This is a genomic window from Actinoallomurus vinaceus, from assembly GCF_039542055.1.
Lineage (GTDB): Bacteria > Actinomycetota > Actinomycetes > Streptosporangiales > Streptosporangiaceae > Actinoallomurus > Actinoallomurus vinaceus.
Map to the genome: position 1 here is coordinate 92,902 of NZ_BAABHK010000016.1, position 20,857 is coordinate 113,758.

Sequence of the window (20,857 nt, forward strand, 5' to 3'; positions counted from 1 at the left end):
AGCCCGAGCTGTCGGTGGCCGTGTACGGGAACGGGCGCGGCGCCTCGCGGCACCGCGCCCGTTCAGGCCTTCGGCGTACGGCTCAGCCGGCCGAGCCGTTCCAGCCGGTCGTCAGCTGCTGCCGGGCGGCGAACCCGGTCGTACGGCCCGGGTAGACGAACATGATGCCGGTGCTCGCCTCGACGCCCACCAGGTCGGAGGCGCCGTCGCCGGTGATGTCGCCGGTCAGCGTCAGCGAGCGGATGCCGCCCCAACCGGAGCCGAGCTGCTTGGCCGTCCCGAGGGAACGGGTTCCGCCCGGGTAGACCCAGAGGGTGCCGTCGGACTTGCGCACCGCGATCAGGTCGGGCCTGCCGTCTCCGGTGATGTCGGTGACGCCGGTCAGCTTCTCCATGCCGGTCCAGCCGCTCGCCCGCAGTTGCACGCGGCCGCCCAGGCCCTTGACCTTGCCGGGGTAGAGCCACAGGGCGCCGTCGCTCTTGCTCACGGCGATGAGGTCGGCCCTGCCGTCACCGGTGAGGTCGCCCATGCCGGTGAGCTCGGTCATGTTGTTCCAGCCGCTGTTGCCGATCTTGATCGGCGTGCCGACGGCGTTCGTGGCGCCGGGGTAGACCCACAGGGTGCCGTCGCTCTTGCGGACGGCGACGAGGTCGGCCTTACCGTCGCCGCTCAGGTCGCCGATGCCGGTGAGCTCGGTCATGCCGTTCCAGCCGCTGCTGCCGATCAGCTTCCGCCCGGACACGGTGAACTTCGGACCGGGGTACAGCCACAGCTTCCCGGTGGCCCGGTCGACCGCCACGGCGTCGGCCGAGCTGTCCCCGGTCTGGTTGCCCAGCGTCGACAGGCCCACGTCGGTGCGCGCGGTGACCAGGTACATCCCGTACGACTGCATGTCCGCGGCGAGGCTCTTGGCCGAGATGGTGTGCGTCCCGCCGGTGGACTTCCACGGGTCGAAGACGGTGATGGTCCCGGCGGTGCGGTTGTAGCCGTACGCGACGATGGCGTGCCCGACATTCTTGCCGCTCATCTTGGAGTTCCACGGCAGCTTCTCCATGAACACGCCGAGCACGGGCGCCCGCTTGAGCACCCCGACGTCGTAGGAGACCTTCGCCATCAGGCTCGAGGCCGTCCGGGCGTCCGCGAAGCCGTACGAGTAGCCGAGCGGGTCGGCGTAGGAGTTGAGCACGGGCCGCGCCTGGGCGCCCGTCGTGCCCTTGGTGGGGCTGGTGCCCATCTTCTTGGCCAGCGTCTCCTGGCTCACGCTGACGCCGAACGTCGACAGGCTCATCGACGACGACGTCGGCACGCAGTTCATGTTGGTCTTCTGATACTGCCCCTTCAGGGACAGCTTCGCCGACGCCGGAGCGGCGGCCGCTGCCGACGCGGTGACCTGCGGTGCCATCGCCCGCGCGCCCGGCTTGGCGACGAGGTTCGCGCCCGGCGGAGGCTTCGGCGCGGCGTTCGCCGTGCCCGTGAGACCTCCGCCCGCCAGGATGAGGGCCGCCACCGAGCCGATCGGCAGCACCCGCCGGCGATAAGACCTCATGCAATCTCCTCACGTTCACTACCGGGTCGCCGTGTCCGGTGCGGAGGCGCCGCGACCGCTGGAGGTCGGGGCCACGCCGGTCACGGCGGGAGCCGGTCGGATACCGGCCGGGATCTTGGACGGCGCCGCGCCGGTTACGGATCCACGGAATTCGGGGGAAGGCGGCGCGCCAAGGACAGGCCGGACGTCGAACGCCGGTCACCTTGAAACCGGGCGGACCTCTATAGATCACCCGGATGACCGGCAACCGGATCGTACCGGACAGTGATCATGCGTGGCAGCACCGCCCGGGAAGTTCACCGCGGCGGGAGAAGTTCATCTGGCCGACCACGACCGGTCAAGATCGGTGTTAGTGATCACCCGGCCGGCGCGTTAATCTCCTGCGGCACCCCCACGGAGGCCTCGATGCGCGTACGATCCCTGCTCACCGCGGGCGCCCTCGCCCTGGGCGTTCTCGGCGCACCCGCCTGGAGCGTTCCGGCCCGGGCAGAGGGGCCGCCGCGCATCCCGGCCCCCTCCTACCAGACCGCCGTGCCCGGCGAGTCGATCGAGGCCGACCGGGTCGACCAGCCGGTGGCCCCGGGGATCGTCCGCACCACCTTCGACACCTTCGGCCGTACCGGCTGGACGCGCGTCCACGTGCTCAGCGCCGACCTGCGGAACCACTCCGTCGGCGTCGACCTCGTCGGCCGCAAGGTCAGCGAGGCCCGGCCGCTCGCGCAGGCCGCCGACGAGCAGCGCGCGGTCGCCGCCGTCAACGGCGACTACTTCGACATCACCGAGACCAACGCCGCCATCGGCCCCGAGATCCAGGGCGGCGCCGTCCGCAAGGGCACGAGCCAGCCGTCGACCGTCGCGGCAATCGGCACCGACGGCCTCGCCCACCTCGCCGACCTGGCCATCCAGGGCACGGCCACCATCGCCGGCGTCGAACGCCCCCTCGCCGCGCTCAACTCCTCCAGCGCGCCCGCCGACGGCATCGACGCCTTCACCCCGCAGTGGGGGCCGGGCCTGCGCACCCTCATCCGCGACCCCGGCCCGTACACCGAGCTCATCGTCGCGGGCGGCAAGGTGACCGCCGTCAACGACCACCTCACGACGACGCCCGTCCCCGACGACGGCCTCGTCCTCCTCGGCCGCGGCGCCGCCGCCGGGCAGCTCGCCGCCGCCAAGCCGGGCGACGCGGCGGCGATCTCGTTCGCCCCGAACACGAAGCTGAAGATGGCGCTGGGCAGCGGCGCGGTGCTCGTCCGCGACGGCAAGGCGATCGACTTCCCGCCGAGCACCGGCAACGACGCGCTCAAGCCCCGCACCGCCATCGGCTGGAGCGACGGCGGCCACCGGCTCCTCCTCGTCGCGATCGATGGATCGTCGAGCTTCTCCACCGGGCTGAGCTTCGACGACACGGCCCGGCTGATGGCCCGCCTCGGCGCCGGCGACGCGTACATGCTCGACGGCGGAGGCTCCACCGAGGCCGTCGCCCGCCGCCCCGGCGACGCGGGCGTCAGCGTCGTCAACACCCCCTCCGACGGCAGCGAGCGGCCCGTGCCGAACGGCGTCGGCCTGTTCAGCCGCAAGGGCTCCGGCACGCTGCAGGGGCTGGACGTACGGCCGCGCGCCGACCGCGTCTTCCCCGGCCTGACCCGTGACGTCACGGCCGCCGGGTACGACGAGACGTACGCGGCGGTGCCGATCGGCGGGCGCCACGTCTCCTGGGACGCCGCGCCGAGGCGGCTCGGCCGGGTGAGCGGCGGCGTCTTCCACGCCCTCGCCCCGGGCTCCGGCCGGCTGCGGGCCCGCGCCGGGTCCGCGCGCGGCGAGCACGACCTGCGCGTCCTCGGCCCGCTGCACCGGCTCGCCTTCACCCGCCGCGCCGCCACCCTGACCCCCGGTACGCCGATGGACGTCGGGCTCACCGGGTACGACGCCGACGGCTTCAGCGCGCCCGTCGCCCCGCGCGACGTCACGCTCACCTACGACCATGACGCCATCGACGTCACCGCCGAACCCGACGGCGACCTGAAGGTCACCGGAAAGCCCGGTGCGACCGGCACCGGCACGGTTCTGACCGCGACCGTCCGCGGCGTGACCGCGAAGATCCCCGTGTCGGTCGGTCTCGTGGACAAGTCCATGGCGGAGTTCGAGCCGGACGAGAAGTGGAGCGCGTCGGCCGCCCGCGGCACCGCCAAGGTCGCCACCGTGGAGGCCGCCGACCGCCCCGGCGCGCCGTCGGACAACCACGCGCTGCGCCTCACGTACGACTTCACCGGCCAGCCCAGCACGTCCGCCGGGTACGCCGTCGTCCAGCCCACCGCGCTCACCCTGCCGAGCGGCGCGAGCGGTCTCGCGCTGTGGGTGAAGGGCGACGGCAAGGAGCACTGGCTGCGCGCGACCCTCCGCTCGCAGGGCACCACGAACGTGCCGTTCACCTTCGCGCTCAGCGTCGACTGGACCGGCTGGCGGCGCGTCAGCGGCACCCTGCCCGCCGGGTTCGCCACCCCGATCACGCTGCTGAACATCTACGTCGTTGAGACCGCGCAGGACAAGAAGGACGCCGGAGAGCTGGAGTTCGACGCCCTCGCCGCTCAGGTCGGCCAGCAGCCCGACAGCCGCGAGGCGCCCATGTCGGACCCGTACGTGCTGCAGCAGCGCGGCGTCGGTGCCGACCGCTGGACGTACGCCGTCATGTCCGACCTGCACGTCAGCGCCGCCGCGGGCGCCGACTCCTTCCCCGCGAAGCAGGCGGCCGCCGCCCTCGACCAGGCCGTCGCCGCCCGGCCCGACTTCATCCTCGTCAACGGCGACTTCGTGGACAGCGACGGCCCGGCGGACTTCGCGTTCGCTCAGCGGCTGTTGCAGGACCACGTCCCGGCGACGCTGCCGGTGTACTGGGTGCCGGGCAACCACGAGGCGGGCCTGGGCTCGGGCGGGCTCGACAACTTCGTCAGCGCGACCGGCCGCAAGACCCGGCAGGTGTTCGACCACAAGGGCACGCGGTTCATCCTGCTCGACTCCCACACCGGCAGCCTGCGCACCTCCGACTGGGACCAGATCCCCGCACTCCAGGACGAGCTGAACAAGGCCGCCACCGACCGCTCCGTCACGGGCGTCGCCGTCCTGTTCCACCACCCGCCGCACGACCCGTCCGGCGCCGGCGACTCCCAGCTGACCGACCAGCTCGAGGCGGGCCTCGTCGAACGCTGGCTGGCGGCGTTCCGGGAGGAGTCCGGCAAGCCGGTGGCGCTGTTCAACGGCCACGCCCACACCGCCGCCGTCACCCGCGCCGACGGGGTGCTCGAGGTGAACACCCCCGCGGTCGGCAAGACCCCGTACAGCTCACCGGACCAGGGCGGCTTCTTCGGCTGGATGCGCGTCGGCGTCGACCCCCACCCGGGGCGCGTACGGGCGGGCCTGCCGGATCCCGGCACGCGCGACTGGCTGGAGGCCGAGAGCCGGCCGCTCATCGACGGCATCGAACTGTCGGCCCCCGAGCGGCTCGCCGTCGGCGGGTCGGGGCAGGTCGCCGCGACGGGCGTGACGAGCGGCTTCGGGCTGAGGTTCCCGCTCCGCTACCCGGCCAGCGTGACGTGGAGCGGCGGCCCCGGCCTGGTCGTGACCTCGTCACCCGAGGAGGCCAAGGCCGCCCGCCACCGCCGCGACGTCCTGGCCATCCTCGACCCGACCACCGGCACCCTGACCGCCGTACGCCCCGGCACGCTGACGGTCACCGTCACCTCCGGCCCCCAGACCAAGTCCGCCACCGTGACCATCGACCCGAGCACCTGATCCGCGCGTTCGTGATGGCCAGGCGATCGGCGACGCAGCGTCACCGGGGACTGGTCTGTCAGACTTGAGCCGTGTATGACGGCTATGACACCGTCGCGCTGGCCGACGGCGACCTCCGCTGGGTGTTTCCGGACGCGCTCGGGTCAGAACGGGTCATGGAGCTGCTGGACGAGGCCGAGGGTCTGATCGGGGACCTGGCCGATCACCTCGGTGTGCGAGCCGGTCTGGGCGGGCGGACCGGAAGCGGCCTGGAGTATGTCCGGTCGGGCGGGTTCGAGGCCGCCGGCGTCTTCGGCATGGTTGAGGTGGGCGAAGTGAGCTTCAGAGCGGGGATGTCCTTCCCGCGCAGATGTGCTTGGGATCTTCGCTGGGGCCCGCCCTGGCTCGTCGAAGCGTCCATCGAGGTAATCCACCCTCCGGAGTTCGACTGCGGTATTCACACCATTGAGGAGATGAGCCGCGGGTTTCGCGACTCGCCACTGGAGGCGGCGCACGAGCTCGTGCAGGTGTCGCGATGGCTGCACGAACGCGGCACCACCCAGCCCATCAGTTCCTGGCAGGGCAGGATCCGGCCCGGTGACAACGGCACCAACCTGGACGGAACCCCCGCGGAGTGTTCTCGCCCGCGCGGAAACAGCGAGAATTGATCGCGACCGCGGCTTTGCAGCGACACCACGCTCGCCAGCAGACTCGGGCAGGCAGGTTGAACGGCAAGCTAAGGGCGGGTCAGCTGCCAGAGCGCCCCTGAGAGCCACAGGATCGCGACGAAGGAGAAAAGGGCGCCGCCGGCGAGTGGCAGCGCCCAGGCGGTCAGGTACCGGCTGCGGACGATGAGCACCTTGGCGGCGAACGCGCCGTAGAAGAAACACCCGGCGATGGAGTGCAGAGCGACCCGGGCGCTGTACGTCTGCACCCCGTACGCGGTGATGCAGTGGTAGGCGATGGGCAGGGAGAGCACGAACAGAACGGCTCCGCCGATGCGATGGGCGAGCGGCACCCGGCGTGGGGCGGCTCCGGCTCCGGGCAGCCGCCGGTACATCCACAGCGCCAATATCAGCTGGAAGAACGCCAGACATTGCAGTGCGGTGCCGAGCTCGGCCTTGAGAAGGTTCGCGTCGCCGCCGCGGCGTCCGAACAGACTGCTGTCGTAATTCGGCGTGTGCGTCCGGCCGAACGCGAAGAGAGCCGCCGCCACGACGAGCGCAAGCCCGGCGGCTGCCGCCAGCCGCTGTCCGGCCGGCCTCCTCGTGCTGCTCCCAATCATCTGCTCCCTACCTCTCCTCGGCCGGGGCGATGATCTCGCCGAGTTCGGCGTCGTGGACCGCGACGCCGAGGCGCTTGGCCGGACCGGTGTACGGGGTCTTCCCGGGCGGGGGAGCCGGCGTGGCCGTGGTGAGTTCGAGCCGGCCCAGGGTGTACCGGCCGATGGCTGCGCCGAGTCCGTTGCCGGCCTGGTGGTCCAGGCGGGTGTGCACGCCGCCCCAGATGCGGCTGAGTCCGGCTTCGGTCGCGGTGGCGCTGAAGCCGGTGTAGCGATTCGCGTAGGGCGGTGCGCCGCCGGGCGCGGCGGGTGACGTGAGGGTGAAGGCGTTGCGGTCGCCGTAGAAGGCGGTCAGTACCGTTGCCGCCGCAGTGCTGATCGCGCTGTGCATCCCCGGGTAGGACGGGTCGGGCGGGGTCGGGACGAGCGTGGTCCAGGTGGGGTCGCGTTTGATCCGCGGGTCGCCTTCGGCAAGGCGGATGGCGGTGATCGGCCGCCAGAAGCGGTAGGTGTACTTGGCGTCGTAGACGCCGATGGTGGCGTCGGCGATGGTGAGGTTCAGCAGCGCGAACATGTCCGCCGACCGGTCCAGGTCACTGTGGCGCGCGAGGGCGACCTGTTGGGCGATGTCGTACCAGTAGTTCTGGATCGGAGCGGTCCAGAGCTTGGCGAGCGTGGTCTGTTCCGCCGTACGCGTCGTGCTGTGGGCGGCGCCGACGCTCTTGACCTCGTTGATGGCGGCCACGTACGCGGTGCTGCTCAGTGCCGGGGGTGCGGCCGGACGGAACTGGTGGCCGGTGGGGAGCAGGAAGGGGGTCACCTTGCCCCAGCCGGTGAACTCCGGTGGCCTGAGACCCGGTGGGGTCGGCCGGTAGTCGCCGGGTCTGCCGGTGGTGGTGTACGGGGGTGGTAGGGCATCGGCGCCGTCGTGCGCACGTAGGGCGAGGATGCCGCGGGCCGCTTGGGAACCGACCCGGATGCCCTCCTGCTTCGCGTGGCCGGCGGGAACGGTGGCCAGATCGGCGGTCAACTGCCGGTCGAGCTCGGCCTTCCGGCCCGGGTACAAGGTGACGAGGGTGTCGTGCGCGGCGGTGGCCGCTGCGGCGGGGCGTGAGGCGTCCCGTGGTGCGGTGAGGGTGATGCCGTAGACGGGGTGAGCCCGGCTGATCGCGTTGACCGCGTCATAGACGGCCGCACTCATGATCGCGAAGTTGCGGGTCGGGTGGACGTGAGACTGCTTCGTCTGCGTAGACCGCACGATGGCGAGCAGTGTCCGGTTCCACTCGATCACCACGTTGCCTTGTGGGGCGCTCTCGACGACGCTGCCCTCGGGTGGGGAGGCATGGACGGTGGGTGTCGCGGCGCCTTGGGCGCCGATGGTGAAAGCGGCCACCGCGAGCGCGAGCATGGGACGGCGCTGGATTCTCCGCAGTATTGAGAGAGCGATTATTCCCACGACGTCCTCTTGTCGGCTAGCGGAAGTGAAACTGTCGGTCAACCGGAGGAAAATTGTGAGTCGCTTCGTCGTTAGTCGCATATATCGAGCTACCAGGGCCGATACCCGCCCGGGTTATCCAAAAACCATCGGTGGCGGCATCATCGCGATCGCCGTCACCGGCGCCATCGGCGCTGAGCAGGGTGTCTTCCGGCCGCACGGCCCCGGGTATGGACGCCGTGGGGGACGACATGGCTGCAGATCAGGATGTGTTCCAGGTCCTTGAGCCACGATTGCGGGGACGGCTTGTCCGGCCGTGGGGACTCGGAATACGACGAGGCTCGCGCGGTGTGGAATGGCATGGTCGACAGGCGGCCGGCCGCCATCGTCAGCTGTGCCGGGACCGCCGATGTCATCGAGGCGGTGAACTTCTCGGGCTGGCGGTGCCGATGGGCGTCGTGACGCAGACCGGAATCGCCGGCCTGACCCTGGGCGGCGGATTGGGATGGTTGCGTCGCAAATACGGGCTGAGCTGCGACAGTCTCATCTCGGTCGACCTCGTGACGGCGGCCGGCGAGGTCGTCACGGCCGGTACCGAGCACGATCAGGACCTGTTGTGGGCGGTCAGGGGCGGTGGCGGCAACTTCGGGGTGGTCACCTCGTTCGAGTTCCGCGCCTACCCGGTAGGCCCTGACGTGTACTTCGCCCAAGTGCTGCACGCCGGCGCGGACGCTCGCGCGGTGCTGCGCTCCTACGGGGAGTGGGCCGTGACCGCTCCTGATGAGATCAGTTCGTTCGCGATCCTCTGGCATGCCCCGGAGATCGAGGAGATCCCGGCAGAGCATCACGGCACCCCGATCGTGGTCTTCGTGGCCATGCACAGCGGTGACGCCGCGCGTGGTGAGGCCGAACTACGGCCGCTTCGTGACATCGGCTCACCGATCGCGGACCTCTCCGGTGTGCAGCCGTACCTGGACGTACAGCGGTTCTTCGACGAGGACTACCCGGCACACACCATGCGCTACTACTGGAAGTCGCGCTACCTCACCGGGCTGCCGGACGAGCTGATCGACATGCTGGTCAAGCGGAACGAGATCAGCCCATCGCCCCACTGCACCCTCGACGTGTGGCAACTGGGTGGAATGCTCAGTCGTCCAGGAGCCCGGGATACGGCGTTCGGCGACCGCTCGGCGCCGTTCCTGCTCGGCATCGAGGCGAACTGGGAGAGCCCCCGAGACGACGAGGCCTGCGTCGAATGGGCCCGCGGCGTGTACGCCGCGCTCGCACCCTTCTCCACCGGTGCGGAGTATCTCAACTTCCCGGGCGCGTACGAGGAGCACGACCGAATGATGCGCACGACGTTCGGCGACAATCTCGATCGGCTCGCCGCGCTGAAGCGGCAGTACGACCCGGACAATCTCTTCCGGCTCAACCAGAACGTTCGCCCGGACTGACCGGTCGCAGGCTCCCGCACGCCGCCGACCCACGCACCTGACCGCACCAATCGCTCCGGGAGGCCTCGCCGGTCGGTGGGCGCCTCAGATGCCCTCCGAAACATGCTCGATGCAGAGCGCATCACCATTGGCGACAGTGATGGCGTACTTCGCCCGCTCCGGCCTACGCGCGCGGATCTCGGTCTTGAAGCTGGGCAGGGGAAGCCCCTCCCGGAGACACTGGGCGCAGAACAGGTGCATGGTGTTCCCTCCGTCGTGACGTCGCGTCGGGAGGTTAGCGCTTGGAACGTCGCTCGCAGCGCGGGGGGACAAGGCCGCGAACTCCAACGAGTCGCCCGCGCCGCCGTGGCGACCGGCGATCCGGTTGCCTGGAGGAGCCGTTGACCTGGTCACTGTGGGGTCAAGAGCCGAGTCCGACCTGATCCCCGTGGGAGTGGAGGGCGCGGAGGCGTTCCACGACCGGCTCGTAATTGGGGTGCTTGCCGTTGGCGACCCGGGCCTCGGCCCGGTCGAGGGCGGTGTGGCCGCTGTCGTCCGGGGTGTCGCGGGGACCGTGGCGGAGGATCTCGTCGACGAAGGCGACGAGGATCTCGCTGGACACCTCTCGCTCGTAATACCCGTAGAAGCCGAGCAGGGCGTGCAGGGCGCCGTCGGGGCTCGTCCCCGAGTCGAGCAGGAACCTCACCTCGTTCAGCCGGATCTCCAGGCTCGCGGTGGAGTGGTAGGGCAGGCTCCTCACGAGTCCGGTGAGCGGCATGCTCGCCAGGTGGGCGGTGTGGGCGCCGCGGTCGGTCAGGTAACGGATCGCCTCCTCCGGGTACGGGCGCGTCGCGATCGCGAGGTCGAGCAGCGTCGTGCCCGTCAGGTCGCCCGCGTTCACCGGTGCCCCGGCCTCGACCAGCATGTGGAGGATGCGCCAGTGGTCGGCGTCCTCGATACGGGCGGTGGCCGCCTTGACGGTTTCGCCGCCGACGAGAGCGGCGAAGTGCGGAGCGTTGCCGAATCCGGCCTGCAGGGCGGGGTCGGCCCCAGCGGCGAGCAGCGCCGCGACCGCGTACGGGCGGCGGTGCGCGACCGCGTGGTGGAGAGGGGACATGCCGCGCTCGTCGAGCGCGTTGACCTCCGCGCCGTCGGCGAGGGCGGCCGCGACGGCCGCCGCGTCGTTCGCGTTCATGAGGGACCGGCCGGCGGGCGACGGCGTGCCGGTCGGCTGGAGTTCGAGGATGGCACAGGCCTCCTCCTGGTGCGGCGGCGCGGCGCTGGCGAGGAAGACGAAGCGGGCGCCGGCGAAGAGGACAGGCGCTCTGCCGAGGTAATGCTCGTTCCAGTGGTCGTCGGTCACGATGTCCATCGGCCCCAGGCAGCCGAGCGCGCTGAGGGCGAGCAGCCGGCGTTCCGCCGTCTGGATCCCGTCCAACTCGTCCACGTCCTCGTACTCCTCCAGGATCTCCTCGGTCGTGTCGGCGTCGTAGCCGGCGAACTCGCTCGCCAGTTGGTCGAGCGCGCCGTACACCGATGAGGCCTCGCCGACCACGTGGCCGTAGAACGGCTCGTCCTCATCCCAGAACTCGTCGTCCTCCTCAAGGGAGGGCTCGTCAGGGTCGTACAGAACGGCCGCGTAGCGCCCGTCGCAGAGCTCAGGCCGGAGCCGTCCGGAGTCGGCCTCGGCCAGGCAGCGCAGCATCTCGTCGATGTCCATGGCGACGAAGTGTGCCACCCGTCACCGACGGTCCACGGTGAGTTGATCGGGAAGGCTCAGACGTCCACTGTGACCATTGACCTGACCCACAGTGTGATCAATAGTCGATCATGTCGATCCCCCGCCTCGCCACAGGTCTCCAGAGTCCCACCCGCCCATCGATCCGCCGATTCGTCCGGCTGCTGGCGACCGCTTCACTCGCCGCCACCGCCACCATCCCCGCACTGACCGGAACGAGCGCGGCCGCCGCGTCGATCTGCGACAAGTACTGCGACGGCCGCGACCCCGCGCTGGCCGCCGGCGACCGCTCACCCGTCTCGGCCACCATCTACTCCCGGCAGATCGCCCTCCATCTCGACGACGCCGACGACATGGCCTGGGGCAGCATCGACAACGGCAATCCGGCCGACGAGGTGTGGCTGGACCGCTCGTTCGACGGCGGCCGGAGCTGGAGCCAGGGCAGCAAACTCGGCGACACCACCGTCCCGACAGGCCAGCGCGGCTGGCGCACCCTCATGTACAACGTCGACGACTGGAACAACCGGGGCGTCGGCGCGGTACGCGCCTGCGGAAAGGCCGGAGACCGCGCCGAGGTCGCCTGCACCCCCTGGGCCCGTACGACCTGGAACGCCGGAAACCGGTCGACCGCCGCGGCGACCGCGCTGATGATGTACTACGACAACGGCACCGGCTTGTGGACCACCACCAACTGGTGGAACTCCGCGAACGCGCTGACCGCGATCATCGACAACATCCGGATCGCCGGAATGGGCAGCTACCAGTACGCGGTCGCCACCACCTATGACGCCAACCGCTCCGCGCAGGGCGGGAACTTCCGCAACGACTACCTCGACGACACCGGCTGGTGGGGCCTGGCCTGGGTCGACGCGTACGACCTGACCGGCGACACCCGCTACCTCGACACCGCCCGCGCCGACGCGGACTGGATGACCTCGTACTCCGACAGCGTGTGCGGGGGCGGCGTCTGGTGGCGCACCCAGAAGGACTACAAGAACGCCATCGCCAACGAGCTGTACCTCCAGCTGACCGCCGCCCTGCACAACCGCATCCCCGGCGACACGGCGTACCTGAACCGGGCGAAGAACGAGTGGTCCTGGTTCAAGGCCTCCGGAATGATCAACTCCGCGAACCTGATCAACGACGGCCTGGACCTGTCGACCTGCAAGAACAACGGGCAGCCGGTCTACTCCTACAACCAGGGCGTCGTCCTGAACGGCCTGGCCGAGCTGTACCGAGCCACCGGAGACTCAAGTCTCCTCACCGACGCCAGACGGCTCGCCGACGCCTCCACGACCAACCCGGCCCTCAACCCGAACGGCATCCTCGCCGACCCGGGCGAGCCCCAGTCGAACGGTGGCGGCGACGGCCCGTCCTTCAAGGGCGTGTACGCGCGCGGGCTGGCCGTGCTCAACAAGGCACTCGGCGACCACCCGTACACCGCCTACCTGAACCGGCAGGCGGACTCGGCCTACGCCCACGACCGCAACGCCCTCGACCAGTACGGCTACCACTGGGCGGGCCCGCTGGACTCGACGGACGCGGCCCGGCAGCAGAGCGCCCTCGACCTGATGAACGCCGCAGCCGCCGCGAGCAGCGGCTGACGTCTCATCGGTCCGCCGGTTCGTTCCGGGTGGGGCGGGCCGGCGCGTCGCCTCCCAGGTCGGCGGGGCGGCCGGCCGGTACCGTCCCGGTCCGCGTCCGGAGCAGCAGGCCGATGAGGACGCACGCGGCGGCGACGGCCATGCCCGCGCGCATGCCGCCGAGCCGGTACCCGGACAGGGCCCAGGCCGTCGTCGCCAGCGCCGGGCCGAGGGAGAAGCCGAGCTGGCGGGCGAGGCTCTGCGCCGCGCCCGCGGTGCCACCGAGCGCGTCGGGCGCGTTCGACATGACCAGGGCGAAGTTCGGGCCCGCGAAGACGCCCGTACCGATGCCGGCGATGGCCAGCCGCCACCCCACGTCGGCCGGGTGCCAGTCCGTACCGAGCGGGACCAGCAACGACGTTCCGACGGCGGTGATGAGGACGCCGGCCCGCGCCGTACGGGAGGCGCTCCACCTGTCGCCGAGGAAGCCGCCGATCGGCCCGGCGACGACGTTGCCGACGGCGAAGGCCAGGACCGTGGTGCCCGCGGTGGCCGCGGACACGCCGAGGATCCGCTGGAGATAGAAGGACGCCATGAACTCCACGAGCGAGATCGTCACCGCGTTCAGCAGCACCAGGCTCACCGGCGCCGCGACGCCCGGCGTCCGCATCAGGGCCCGTACGGCATGGCTGGAAGCGGATCGCCACCAGATCGCCAGCGGGCCGACCGCCGTGGCGGTGAGCGCGAGCCAGGGCAGCCCGTGACCGGCTGAGAGGGACAGGCCGAGCAACAGTGCGGCCGCGGCGACGCCCAGCACCGCCGTCTCGAACAGCAGCGTACGGTCCGGGGCGCCCAGCGGACCGTCGGGCCGCATCTGGACGAGCGCGATCACGATGACCAGAGCCCCGATCGGCAGGTTCAGGTAGAAGATCCACGGCCAGCCCCAAGCCCCGACGATGATGCCGCCGAGCGCCGGCCCGCTGACGGCGCCGAGCGGGCCGAGCGTCATGATCAGCGCACTCGCGCGCCCGGCCATCTCCGGCCGTACCGCACGCATCGCGATCAGCGGGATCAGGGCAAACAGGATCCCGGCGAATCCGCCCTGCGAGACACGCGCCGCCACGAGCCAGCCGAGGGCAGGCGCGCCGCCGCCGTGACCATGGCGGCCGTCGCCGAACGCGCCGGCGTCACCCGCCGCGCGGTCTACCTGCATTTCAAGTCACGCGGAGACCTGCTCAGCGCGCTCTTCGACCATGTCAACGAGGTCGAGGACATCGAGGGCCGCTTCGCCCCGGTCGGTGACGCGCCCGACGCCGTCACCGCGCTGGAGGAGTTCGCGCGCCGGCACGCCGCGTTCATGTCGCGCATCCTCGCGGTGTCCCGCGCCGTCGAGCGCGCCGCGGGCACCGATCCTGACGCCGCCCGCCACTGGGAGACCGCCATGTACTGGCGGTACGAGACCAACCGCGCGCTCATCCGGCGGCTCGACGAGGAAGGCGTACTGGCCGAGGGCTGGACGGTCGACACCGCCACCGACATGCTGCTGGCGTTGATCTCCAACGGGGTGAGCGAGACGCTGCTCATCGACCGCGGCTGGACCCCCGAGCAGGCCGGCGAGCACATGGCCCACCTGCTTCGCGCCACCTTCGTCGCCGGTTGATGCACCCGGAACCGGACGGCTGTCAGGGCGGGCGGAGAAGACGGAGCGGCCGTACTCAGTCTGACGTCGGGCGCAGGATCAGGCAGATGAAGCCCCAGGTGTCCCGGTAGACGCGCAGCCATTCGTCGCGGTGGGTGGTGGCCGCCGCGAGCGCCTGGGCGCTGTCCGGATCGTCGGTATGGTCCAGGGCCCACGAGGCCAGCGAGCCTGTCCAGGCCCATTCGTAGTCGTCGAGCTCTTGGCGTGTGCTGATGTGCCCATAGACGGGAGTCCATCCATCGGCGATGACACCGTCCATCGTGGTCGGCAGGTCGGCGAACTCGCCGAGCATCTCCACGGCCGCGGGGGAGGGCTCGCGCTCCCAGTAGCCGTCACCGACCAGGACGCGTCCGCCGGGAGCCAGGTGCTTACGGGCCGCCGCGAGGGTGGGGAGCAGGCCACCGAAGGCGTGCGTGGCCCCGACACTGAGCACCAGGTCGAACTCGTGTGACGCCGTGAAGGCTGTGGCGTCCTCGTGGTGGAGGACGAGGCGGTCTTGTACGCCGAGGGCGTTCGCGGTCGTACGAGCATGTGTCAGCGAGCTCTCAGCGATGTCGACACCCACGGCCTGCAGTTGCGGATGGGCGGTCAGGGCACGTAGGAGCCACTCTCCGCCGCCACAGCCGAGATCGATTACGCGCGCGTCGCCCCGCGGGATGCCGCGTTCCAGCAGCCGGCGCACCGAGTCGTCGTCGAGCGGTGCCGCCACCGGATGGTCCGCATGGGCAAGCCTGGAGATCTGTTCACGGTTCACCGCCGGAGCCTGACACGACCAGAGGCCAGTGGACACCTGCTTTTCTGCCACGGGGAGACCGCCATGTCCTGGCGGTATGAGACCGACCGCGCCCGAGCGTGAACCCAGAGCCCGCGTCGTACCGGCGAAGTAGCATTCGCCGCTCCGCTGCGGGGTCAGCTGCAGGCGAACCGCTCGCGAGGGCTGTTCACGTAATTCGACGCCGACCCGGCCTGATGAGTGACGATCGTCAGCCAGCTGTCCGTGATGAATTCGTGCCCGGTCGAGTGGCTTGGACATCTATAGGACGGCGTCAGCGTGATCCCGGGTCGGCACGGCTTCCAGCCGGCGTCCGCCCATTCGCCCTTCTGCACCCATTGGCCGGTATAGGGGACCCACATCTGCAGGCGTGACTGGAGGTGGCAGTAGACGGGGGCCGGAGTGGTGCACCTGGTTATCTGAGATTCTCCGTGGATGTACCGGTCCCTGGTGTGCAGCACGAAAGGCTTATGGGCGCTGAACCAGCAGCCCTCCACCACTCTCGCGGTCGCCGGCTCTGTGCCCGCGAACTCCTGTGCGGAGTCCGGCGGCGGGGTCGGCTCGTCCGGGCGGGGGATCGGTGTTCCGGGAGCGTACGCCGCCCCGACGAGGTTGCAGGTGAGTGCGATCGCGACTGGCCCCATCGACATCCTGGCGAGCATCATTCGTCCCCTTTCGCCCGTCTGAAATGACGCGGTGCGGCACCGACCTTGCGTGGCCAGATTAAATTCTCGTCGCAGGACCTGGAAGGTCGCATCGCCGGGGCGAAGGGGAAATGAATTATTCTGGTGGTGTGAATGTCGCTGGATATGGAGTCCGCGCCAATTTGTAACGGTAGGGTATTGCACAGCGAATCGGTGCGCGGTCAGGGCGGCTCGCCCGGAAGGGCGGTGATCGCGTCGGGCCTGACGTCTATCGCACCTTCAGGCGGGCCACGGGCACCAGGCGGGCCTTCCTCATGTCGTATCTCTCGTCGAGCGAGGCACCCTTGAGGAGCCGGGCCGCCACCGCGGACCGCTCTGCCCCGTCGGCCACCGGGAAGACGTCGGCGTCCACCTCCCGTGTCGTCGCGCCGTCGTGCGCCTGCTCGCGGAGCCGCCGCACTTCCTCGGCGTCCGCCTCTCCTGCGCCGACCACCGAGACGGCCGAGCGAACGGAGCCCTCCTCGACCTCGAGCGTGACGCTCGCGGCGTCGCGCACGTCACGCAACCACTCGGGCTCGGGCGCGCGAGCGGGCACGAGGAGGACGTAGTCTTCGCCGTCCCGCAGGTAAGCGACCATGAGAAGATCCAGCACCGGGACCTCGCCGATCTGGGTGAGCCGCACACTGGGCGTCCCCCTGAACCGGTAGAGCACCACGCGCCCGCGGGAGAGCCGGAAGGCCGTCACGTTCACCGCGCCGATGACCCGGACCAGGACGGCGTCCAACGCGTATGGCATGAGCACTCTCCCCGTCGAAGACCCGTACATCCATTAGCACCTTAATCCGGAGGTCCTTCGAAGGGACCTATCCCGGCATCCACCACGCCGTCGCCGACCACGAGCGGATTTCCGTGGAGATGTAGGGAAACGCGGAGTGCCGGACATCTCGGGGCGAGGAAGACCCGAGAGAAGGGAGTCGGCGTGCCGGACGCTGATGACGGCTTCGGTGAGTTGTGGGACGCGCACTACGACGACGTGTTGAGTTACGCGGCCAGGAGAGTCGACCACGAGACGGCGCGTGACGTCGCCGCCGAGACGTTCCTGATCGCTTGGCGGCGCCGGAACGACCTACCGGCGGACCGCCCGTTCCCGTGGCTGCTGAACGTCGCACGGAACGTACTGGCGAACGAGGCACGCGGCCATCGGCGGCGCGGCCTGCTGTGGGGGCGGCTGCGGGACGACCGCGACCGCCACGCGCCGGTCGCGGACGTCGCGACGGGGCTCGTCGAGAGCGGACGCATCGGGGCGGCACTGCGGCGGCTGTCCGCCCGCGACCGCGAGGCCCTCCAACTCGTCGGCTGGGAGGAACTCGATCCCAAGGACGCGGCGATCGTCGCCGGGTGCTCGGTGAAGACGTTCTCGGTGCGCTTGCACCGCGCCCGGCGGCGGCTGGCCGCCGTGCTCGCCGAACTCGACGCCGAGGGCCATCGCCCGCCCATCACATCACTGCAGGGGAGTCGCCAATCATGAACGAAGACCTCCAGGACGTTCGCCGGCTGCTCGCACCGGCCAACCCGGTCCCGCGCGGCACCCTCTCCGGCGCCGGACGGGACGCCATCGGTCGCGCCGCCTTCACACGGGTGACCGGCACTGATGCTCCGGCGACCCCACGCCGGCTCCCGTCTCGGCGGGCCGGTGTACGGCTCGTCACGGCCGGAGGCCTGGCGGTGGCGATCGCGGCCGGGCTCACGGTGGCCCAGAGCCTGGGCGGGGCGGACAGGAACGGCAACCCTCGCGCGGTCCTCCCCGGTCTGCCGGGGAGCTCGGTCGCCAACGCCCAAGTGGCGCTGAACCACGCCGCGGGTGCCGCCGACCACCGGGCGGTCACCCCTCCCCGGCCCACCCAGTGGATCTACACCGAGCTCCGGTCCGCCTCGATCGACGCTCCGAGCCGAGGCAACGTATGGACCCCCACGTCACCGCAGAAGACGGAGATCGACCAGTACTGGATGCGGGCCGACGGGAAGCGGTGGGCGAGGTTCGATCACGGCAAGCTCGTGATCTCTCCGACCGGCAGCGGCCCCTTCCCCAACGACTACGCCGCGCTGACCGTTCTGCCCCGGGACCCGGACGCGCTGCTCGCCTGGGCGCGCAGGACGCAGACCCCGGGTGAGTCCAACAGTCCTGACGCCAAGGCATGGGCGGCCCTCACGTCCGTGCTCAACGTCGGCGTACTGCCGCCTGGACTGGAGGCCGCCACCTACCGCGCCATGGCGAAGATCCCCGGCGCGACGGTGGACAAGGCGGCAGTGGACGACCAGGGCCGGCCCGCGCTCGCCGTCATCGAGAGCCTCCCCGGCGAATGGTCGGCGAACGAGATCCTGCTCGACCCGACCACGTACGCCTACCGCGGCGAGCGACTCAAGGTCGTCAAGGACCACAGGTTCCGTGACGGCGCGATGATCAAGAAGGGCACCGTCGAAAGCCTGTCGACACTCCTCGCGGCCGGGGTCGTCGACCATCCCGGACAGCGTTCACCCAAGAGGCCGTAGCGGGGACAGGACATGCGGGCGGCCGTCGCGTGAGGGATCGACGCGATGGCCGCCAGTCCGTCTGACCGCGCCGAGAGGAGCGCGTTCGCGGGCTGTGAGGCGCACGTCGAGCGTCGCGGGGTCAGTCCTCTGGAAGGGGACCGATCAGCTTGATGCCGTATTCGGCTCCCAGCTCCCGGATCTTCTCCGGCGTCACCGCGTCCGCCTCGATGATGCTGTGTACGTCGCGGAAGAAGCCCTCGGGCCCACCGGGGAGCATCATCGTCAGCTTGCGCCCGCCCTCCGGTCCCGCGCGCAGGCCGTGTACCAGCCCGCCGGGCACGAACGCCACCCCGCCGGCCTCGGCCGACAGCCACTCGCCGGCGACGTAGAAGTCGTAGCGGCCGTCGAGGATGTACCAGAGCTCGGCGAAGCCGTGCACGTGAAGGGGTGTCGCGAAGCCGGGCGGATCCATGCCCTCGACCATCCCGAGACCGCCACCGGTCGACTCACCGGAGGCCTTGAGCCGCATGACGGAGCCATCGGGCGCCGCCGCCATCGCCCCCTCACCCGGGGCCAGAACGTACGGGCGGAGCGCCGGGCCGGTCGCTCCGTTCTCCTCAACGGCCATCGTCACGCGCCCGCGAACTCGACGCGGTCGTGACCCAGGCGTGGGGGAGCCAAATCAATGCTTAGCCGCCTATATGTCCGCATAAGACGATCTTGCCACGACCTGACCGTTATTCGATCTTGGGGGCCGGGGCGGCGTACGGCAGGGGCCTGGCGGCGGTGTCGCCTACGAGGGCTCGCCTTGGCGTGCTCGCAGACGTCCTTGAGCAGCTCGCGCTCGTCGTCGGTGGACGGGTTCACCGTGACACCGGCCCGCGCCAGCAGAACGAGCGACGTGAGCAGCCGGCCGTGGAGCGCTCAGGCGGGCGGGGACGGGAATCGGTGGCTACCGTGACCGGGTGGCTTCGACCGTTCTGCAGCGCGCCTTCACCGATCCCGGCCCGGACCTGCGCCCTCTTCCGCCACGCGTCGAGGACCTGCTCCGCGAACTACACGCCCCACCACGACTCGCCGCCCACCTGCGCGCCGTACACGACGTCGCCCACCGGATCCTCGGATGGCTCGATCTCCGCTACGGCGAGATGGCCGTCGACCGGGAAGCGGTCCTCTTCGGCGCGGCCTCGCACGACATCGGCAAAGTGATCCACACGGCCGAACTGTCCGGTCCCGGATCCGTACACGAGGAGGCCGGGCATCGCCTGCTCCTCGACCATGGCGTGGAGGAGCGCCTGGCCCGCTTCGCCCGCACGCATGCCGCCTGGACCGAGCCCGACATTGCGATCGAGGATCTGCTGGTGAGCCTCGCCGACAAGGTCTGGAAGGGCAAACGCGTCCCCGACCTAGAACAGAAGGTGGTCGACCGGTTGGCGGCGGCGAGCGGCCAGGCGACCTGGCAGGCGTTCCTCGACCTCGACGACCTCCTGACCGCCATCGCCGCCGAAGCCGACCGCCGCCTCGCCTTCCAATCGGCCCATCCGATTAGCGGATGACGACCGGCCCGCCGAAGTCTTCAGGGGCGGCTACTGGTCCGGCCGTACGTCGTGTGGTCATCCGACGGTCAGCACGATCTTGCCCTTGACGCGGCCGGTCTCGCTGAGCTCGTGCGCCTTTGCCGCGTCCTCCAAGGGCAGGACCTGGTCGACGATGACCCGTAGGGCGCCGCGTTCGACGAGGTCGGTGACCTCGCGCAGGTCGTCGCCGGACGGAGTGAAGCCGAACTCGACGTAGCGCAGACCGCGGGCCTGAGCCTGTTCGCGGGTCTCGGTCCGGTCGGGACCGGTGCCACGGACGTCGAGGAGGACACCGTCCGGGGTGAGCGTCCGCAGCGACCGGGGCCCGTACTCGCCGCTGATCGGGTCGAGGACCACGTCGATGTCGCGGGCGACGGTCGTGAAGTCGGTGGTGGTGTAGTCGATGAGCTCGTCCGCGCCGAGCTCGCGCAGGAAGTCATGCTTGTCGCGGCGAGCGGTACCGATGACGTACGCGCCGCGCGCCTTCGCGATCTGCACGGCCAGGTGCCCGACGCCGCCGGCCGCTGCATGCACGAGGACGCGCTGCCCGGCGCTGAGACCGGCGACGCGGACGAGCGGCTGCCAGGCAGTGAGCACCGCGGTAGGCAGGGCGGCGGCGTGGACGAGGTCCAGGCTCGACGGGGCGGCTGCGAGAGCGTGTTCCGGGGCGATGGCGTACTCGGCGTAGGTGCCACTGGGCGGGAGCACCGCGCCGTACACCTGGTCGCCGGGCCGGATCCTGCGAGCCCGCCGGGAGTTCGACGACCGGGCCGCCATGGAGCCGGAGCCCGTCCGCTGACGCCGTACGGGACCGGCCTGCGAGCCCGGGTCCGGCCCACAGGCACTCCGTA

The 20,857-nt window shown here is 70.6% G+C and carries 19 protein-coding genes; 8 read left to right on the top strand and 11 right to left on the bottom strand.

All coding sequences use genetic code 11. The annotated features are described in order from the left end of the window. Window positions 1–82 precede the first annotated feature (82 nt). Window positions 83–1,546 (bottom strand): FG-GAP-like repeat-containing protein, encoded by a 1,464-nt coding sequence (locus tag ABEA24_RS40975; RefSeq protein ID WP_345438796.1) that lies wholly within the window; start codon window positions 1,544–1,546, stop codon window positions 83–85. A 405-nt stretch (window positions 1,547–1,951) separates the two neighbouring features. Here ABEA24_RS40975 and ABEA24_RS40980 point away from each other — a divergent pair, with 405 nt between their 5' ends. Next, window positions 1,952–5,332 (top strand): phosphodiester glycosidase family protein, encoded by a 3,381-nt coding sequence (locus ABEA24_RS40980; RefSeq protein ID WP_345438798.1) that lies wholly within the window; start codon window positions 1,952–1,954, stop codon window positions 5,330–5,332. Between the two features lie 71 nt (window positions 5,333–5,403). Then, a complete protein-coding gene (locus ABEA24_RS40985) occupies window positions 5,404–5,979 on the top strand; it encodes a hypothetical protein (protein WP_345438800.1) in 576 nt (191 codons plus the stop codon). A gap of 68 nt (window positions 5,980–6,047) precedes the next feature. Here the strand turns inward: ABEA24_RS40985 and ABEA24_RS40990 are convergent, their stop codons facing one another. Both ABEA24_RS40990 and ABEA24_RS40995 read right to left on the bottom strand, forming a co-directional pair. Next, complete coding sequence (locus ABEA24_RS40990; RefSeq protein ID WP_345438802.1) at window positions 6,048–6,596, bottom strand: DUF6529 family protein; 549 nt, start codon at window positions 6,594–6,596, stop codon at window positions 6,048–6,050. A 7-nt stretch (window positions 6,597–6,603) separates the two neighbouring features. Further along, window positions 6,604–7,986: a vanadium-dependent haloperoxidase gene (locus ABEA24_RS40995; RefSeq protein ID WP_345438805.1), complete on the bottom strand. Its 1,383-nt coding sequence runs from the start codon at window positions 7,984–7,986 to the stop codon at window positions 6,604–6,606. A gap of 293 nt (window positions 7,987–8,279) precedes the next feature. Between ABEA24_RS40995 and ABEA24_RS41000 the strand changes: the two genes are divergently transcribed. Continuing rightward, complete coding sequence (locus ABEA24_RS41000) at window positions 8,280–9,482, top strand: FAD-binding oxidoreductase (RefSeq protein ID WP_345438807.1); 1,203 nt, start codon at window positions 8,280–8,282, stop codon at window positions 9,480–9,482. Window positions 9,483–9,566: 84 nt separating this feature from the next. Here ABEA24_RS41000 and ABEA24_RS41005 read toward each other — a convergent pair whose 3' ends face one another. Together ABEA24_RS41005 and ABEA24_RS41010 are read right to left on the bottom strand one after the other, a co-directional pair. Then, window positions 9,567–9,722, bottom strand: coding sequence for a hypothetical protein (locus ABEA24_RS41005; RefSeq protein ID WP_345438809.1), 156 nt, complete (start codon window positions 9,720–9,722; stop codon window positions 9,567–9,569). A 160-nt stretch (window positions 9,723–9,882) separates the two neighbouring features. Then, window positions 9,883–11,181 carry a hypothetical protein gene (locus ABEA24_RS41010; protein WP_345438811.1) on the bottom strand — a complete coding sequence of 433 codons (1,299 nt, stop codon included), beginning with the start codon at window positions 11,179–11,181 and terminating at the stop codon, window positions 9,883–9,885. Between the two features lie 110 nt (window positions 11,182–11,291). On the opposite strand from ABEA24_RS41010, the gene ABEA24_RS41015 reads away from it, so the two are divergent. Then, on the top strand, window positions 11,292–12,803 hold the full coding sequence (locus ABEA24_RS41015; protein WP_345438813.1) for a glycoside hydrolase family 76 protein: 1,512 nt from the start codon (window positions 11,292–11,294) through the stop codon (window positions 12,801–12,803). 4 nt (window positions 12,804–12,807) lie between these two features. On the opposite strand, the gene ABEA24_RS41020 is transcribed toward ABEA24_RS41015, so the two are convergent. Then, the gene (locus tag ABEA24_RS41020; RefSeq protein ID WP_345438815.1) at window positions 12,808–13,905 is read right to left on the bottom strand and encodes an MFS transporter; all 1,098 of its coding nucleotides are present in this window, start codon (window positions 13,903–13,905) and stop codon (window positions 12,808–12,810) included. Window positions 13,906–13,941: 36 nt separating this feature from the next. Here ABEA24_RS41020 and ABEA24_RS41025 point away from each other — a divergent pair, with 36 nt between their 5' ends. Continuing rightward, entirely contained in the window at window positions 13,942–14,442 is a 501-nt protein-coding gene (locus tag ABEA24_RS41025) for a TetR/AcrR family transcriptional regulator (protein WP_345439124.1), read from the top strand. Window positions 14,443–14,497: 55 nt separating this feature from the next. On the opposite strand, the gene ABEA24_RS41030 is transcribed toward ABEA24_RS41025, so the two are convergent. From ABEA24_RS41030 to ABEA24_RS41040, 3 genes are all read right to left on the bottom strand, one after another. Continuing rightward, the gene (locus ABEA24_RS41030; protein WP_345438817.1) at window positions 14,498–15,235 is read right to left on the bottom strand and encodes an SAM-dependent methyltransferase; all 738 of its coding nucleotides are present in this window, start codon (window positions 15,233–15,235) and stop codon (window positions 14,498–14,500) included. A 155-nt stretch (window positions 15,236–15,390) separates the two neighbouring features. Then, window positions 15,391–15,903 carry a hypothetical protein gene (locus ABEA24_RS41035; protein WP_345438819.1) on the bottom strand — a complete coding sequence of 171 codons (513 nt, stop codon included), beginning with the start codon at window positions 15,901–15,903 and terminating at the stop codon, window positions 15,391–15,393. A 262-nt stretch (window positions 15,904–16,165) separates the two neighbouring features. Beyond that, entirely contained in the window at window positions 16,166–16,693 is a 528-nt protein-coding gene (locus tag ABEA24_RS41040; protein ID WP_345438821.1) for a hypothetical protein, read from the bottom strand. A 183-nt stretch (window positions 16,694–16,876) separates the two neighbouring features. Here ABEA24_RS41040 and ABEA24_RS41045 point away from each other — a divergent pair, with 183 nt between their 5' ends. Then, on the top strand, window positions 16,877–17,425 hold the full coding sequence (locus tag ABEA24_RS41045) for an RNA polymerase sigma factor (RefSeq protein WP_345438823.1): 549 nt from the start codon (window positions 16,877–16,879) through the stop codon (window positions 17,423–17,425). Then, entirely contained in the window at window positions 17,422–18,447 is a 1,026-nt protein-coding gene (locus tag ABEA24_RS41050) for a CU044_5270 family protein (protein ID WP_345438826.1), read from the top strand. The genes ABEA24_RS41045 and ABEA24_RS41050 overlap by 4 nt, the downstream gene beginning before the upstream one ends. Before the next feature lie 121 nt (window positions 18,448–18,568). Here the strand turns inward: ABEA24_RS41050 and ABEA24_RS41055 are convergent, their stop codons facing one another. Then, on the bottom strand, window positions 18,569–19,057 hold the full coding sequence (locus tag ABEA24_RS41055; RefSeq protein WP_345439125.1) for a cupin domain-containing protein: 489 nt from the start codon (window positions 19,055–19,057) through the stop codon (window positions 18,569–18,571). 337 nt (window positions 19,058–19,394) lie between these two features. Between ABEA24_RS41055 and ABEA24_RS41060 the strand changes: the two genes are divergently transcribed. After that, entirely contained in the window at window positions 19,395–19,985 is a 591-nt protein-coding gene (locus ABEA24_RS41060) for an HD domain-containing protein (RefSeq protein WP_345438828.1), read from the top strand. Between the two features lie 57 nt (window positions 19,986–20,042). Here ABEA24_RS41060 and ABEA24_RS41065 read toward each other — a convergent pair whose 3' ends face one another. Then, on the bottom strand, window positions 20,043–20,783 hold the full coding sequence (locus tag ABEA24_RS41065; RefSeq protein WP_345438830.1) for an NADP-dependent oxidoreductase: 741 nt from the start codon (window positions 20,781–20,783) through the stop codon (window positions 20,043–20,045). Window positions 20,784–20,857: the final 74 nt, after the last annotated feature.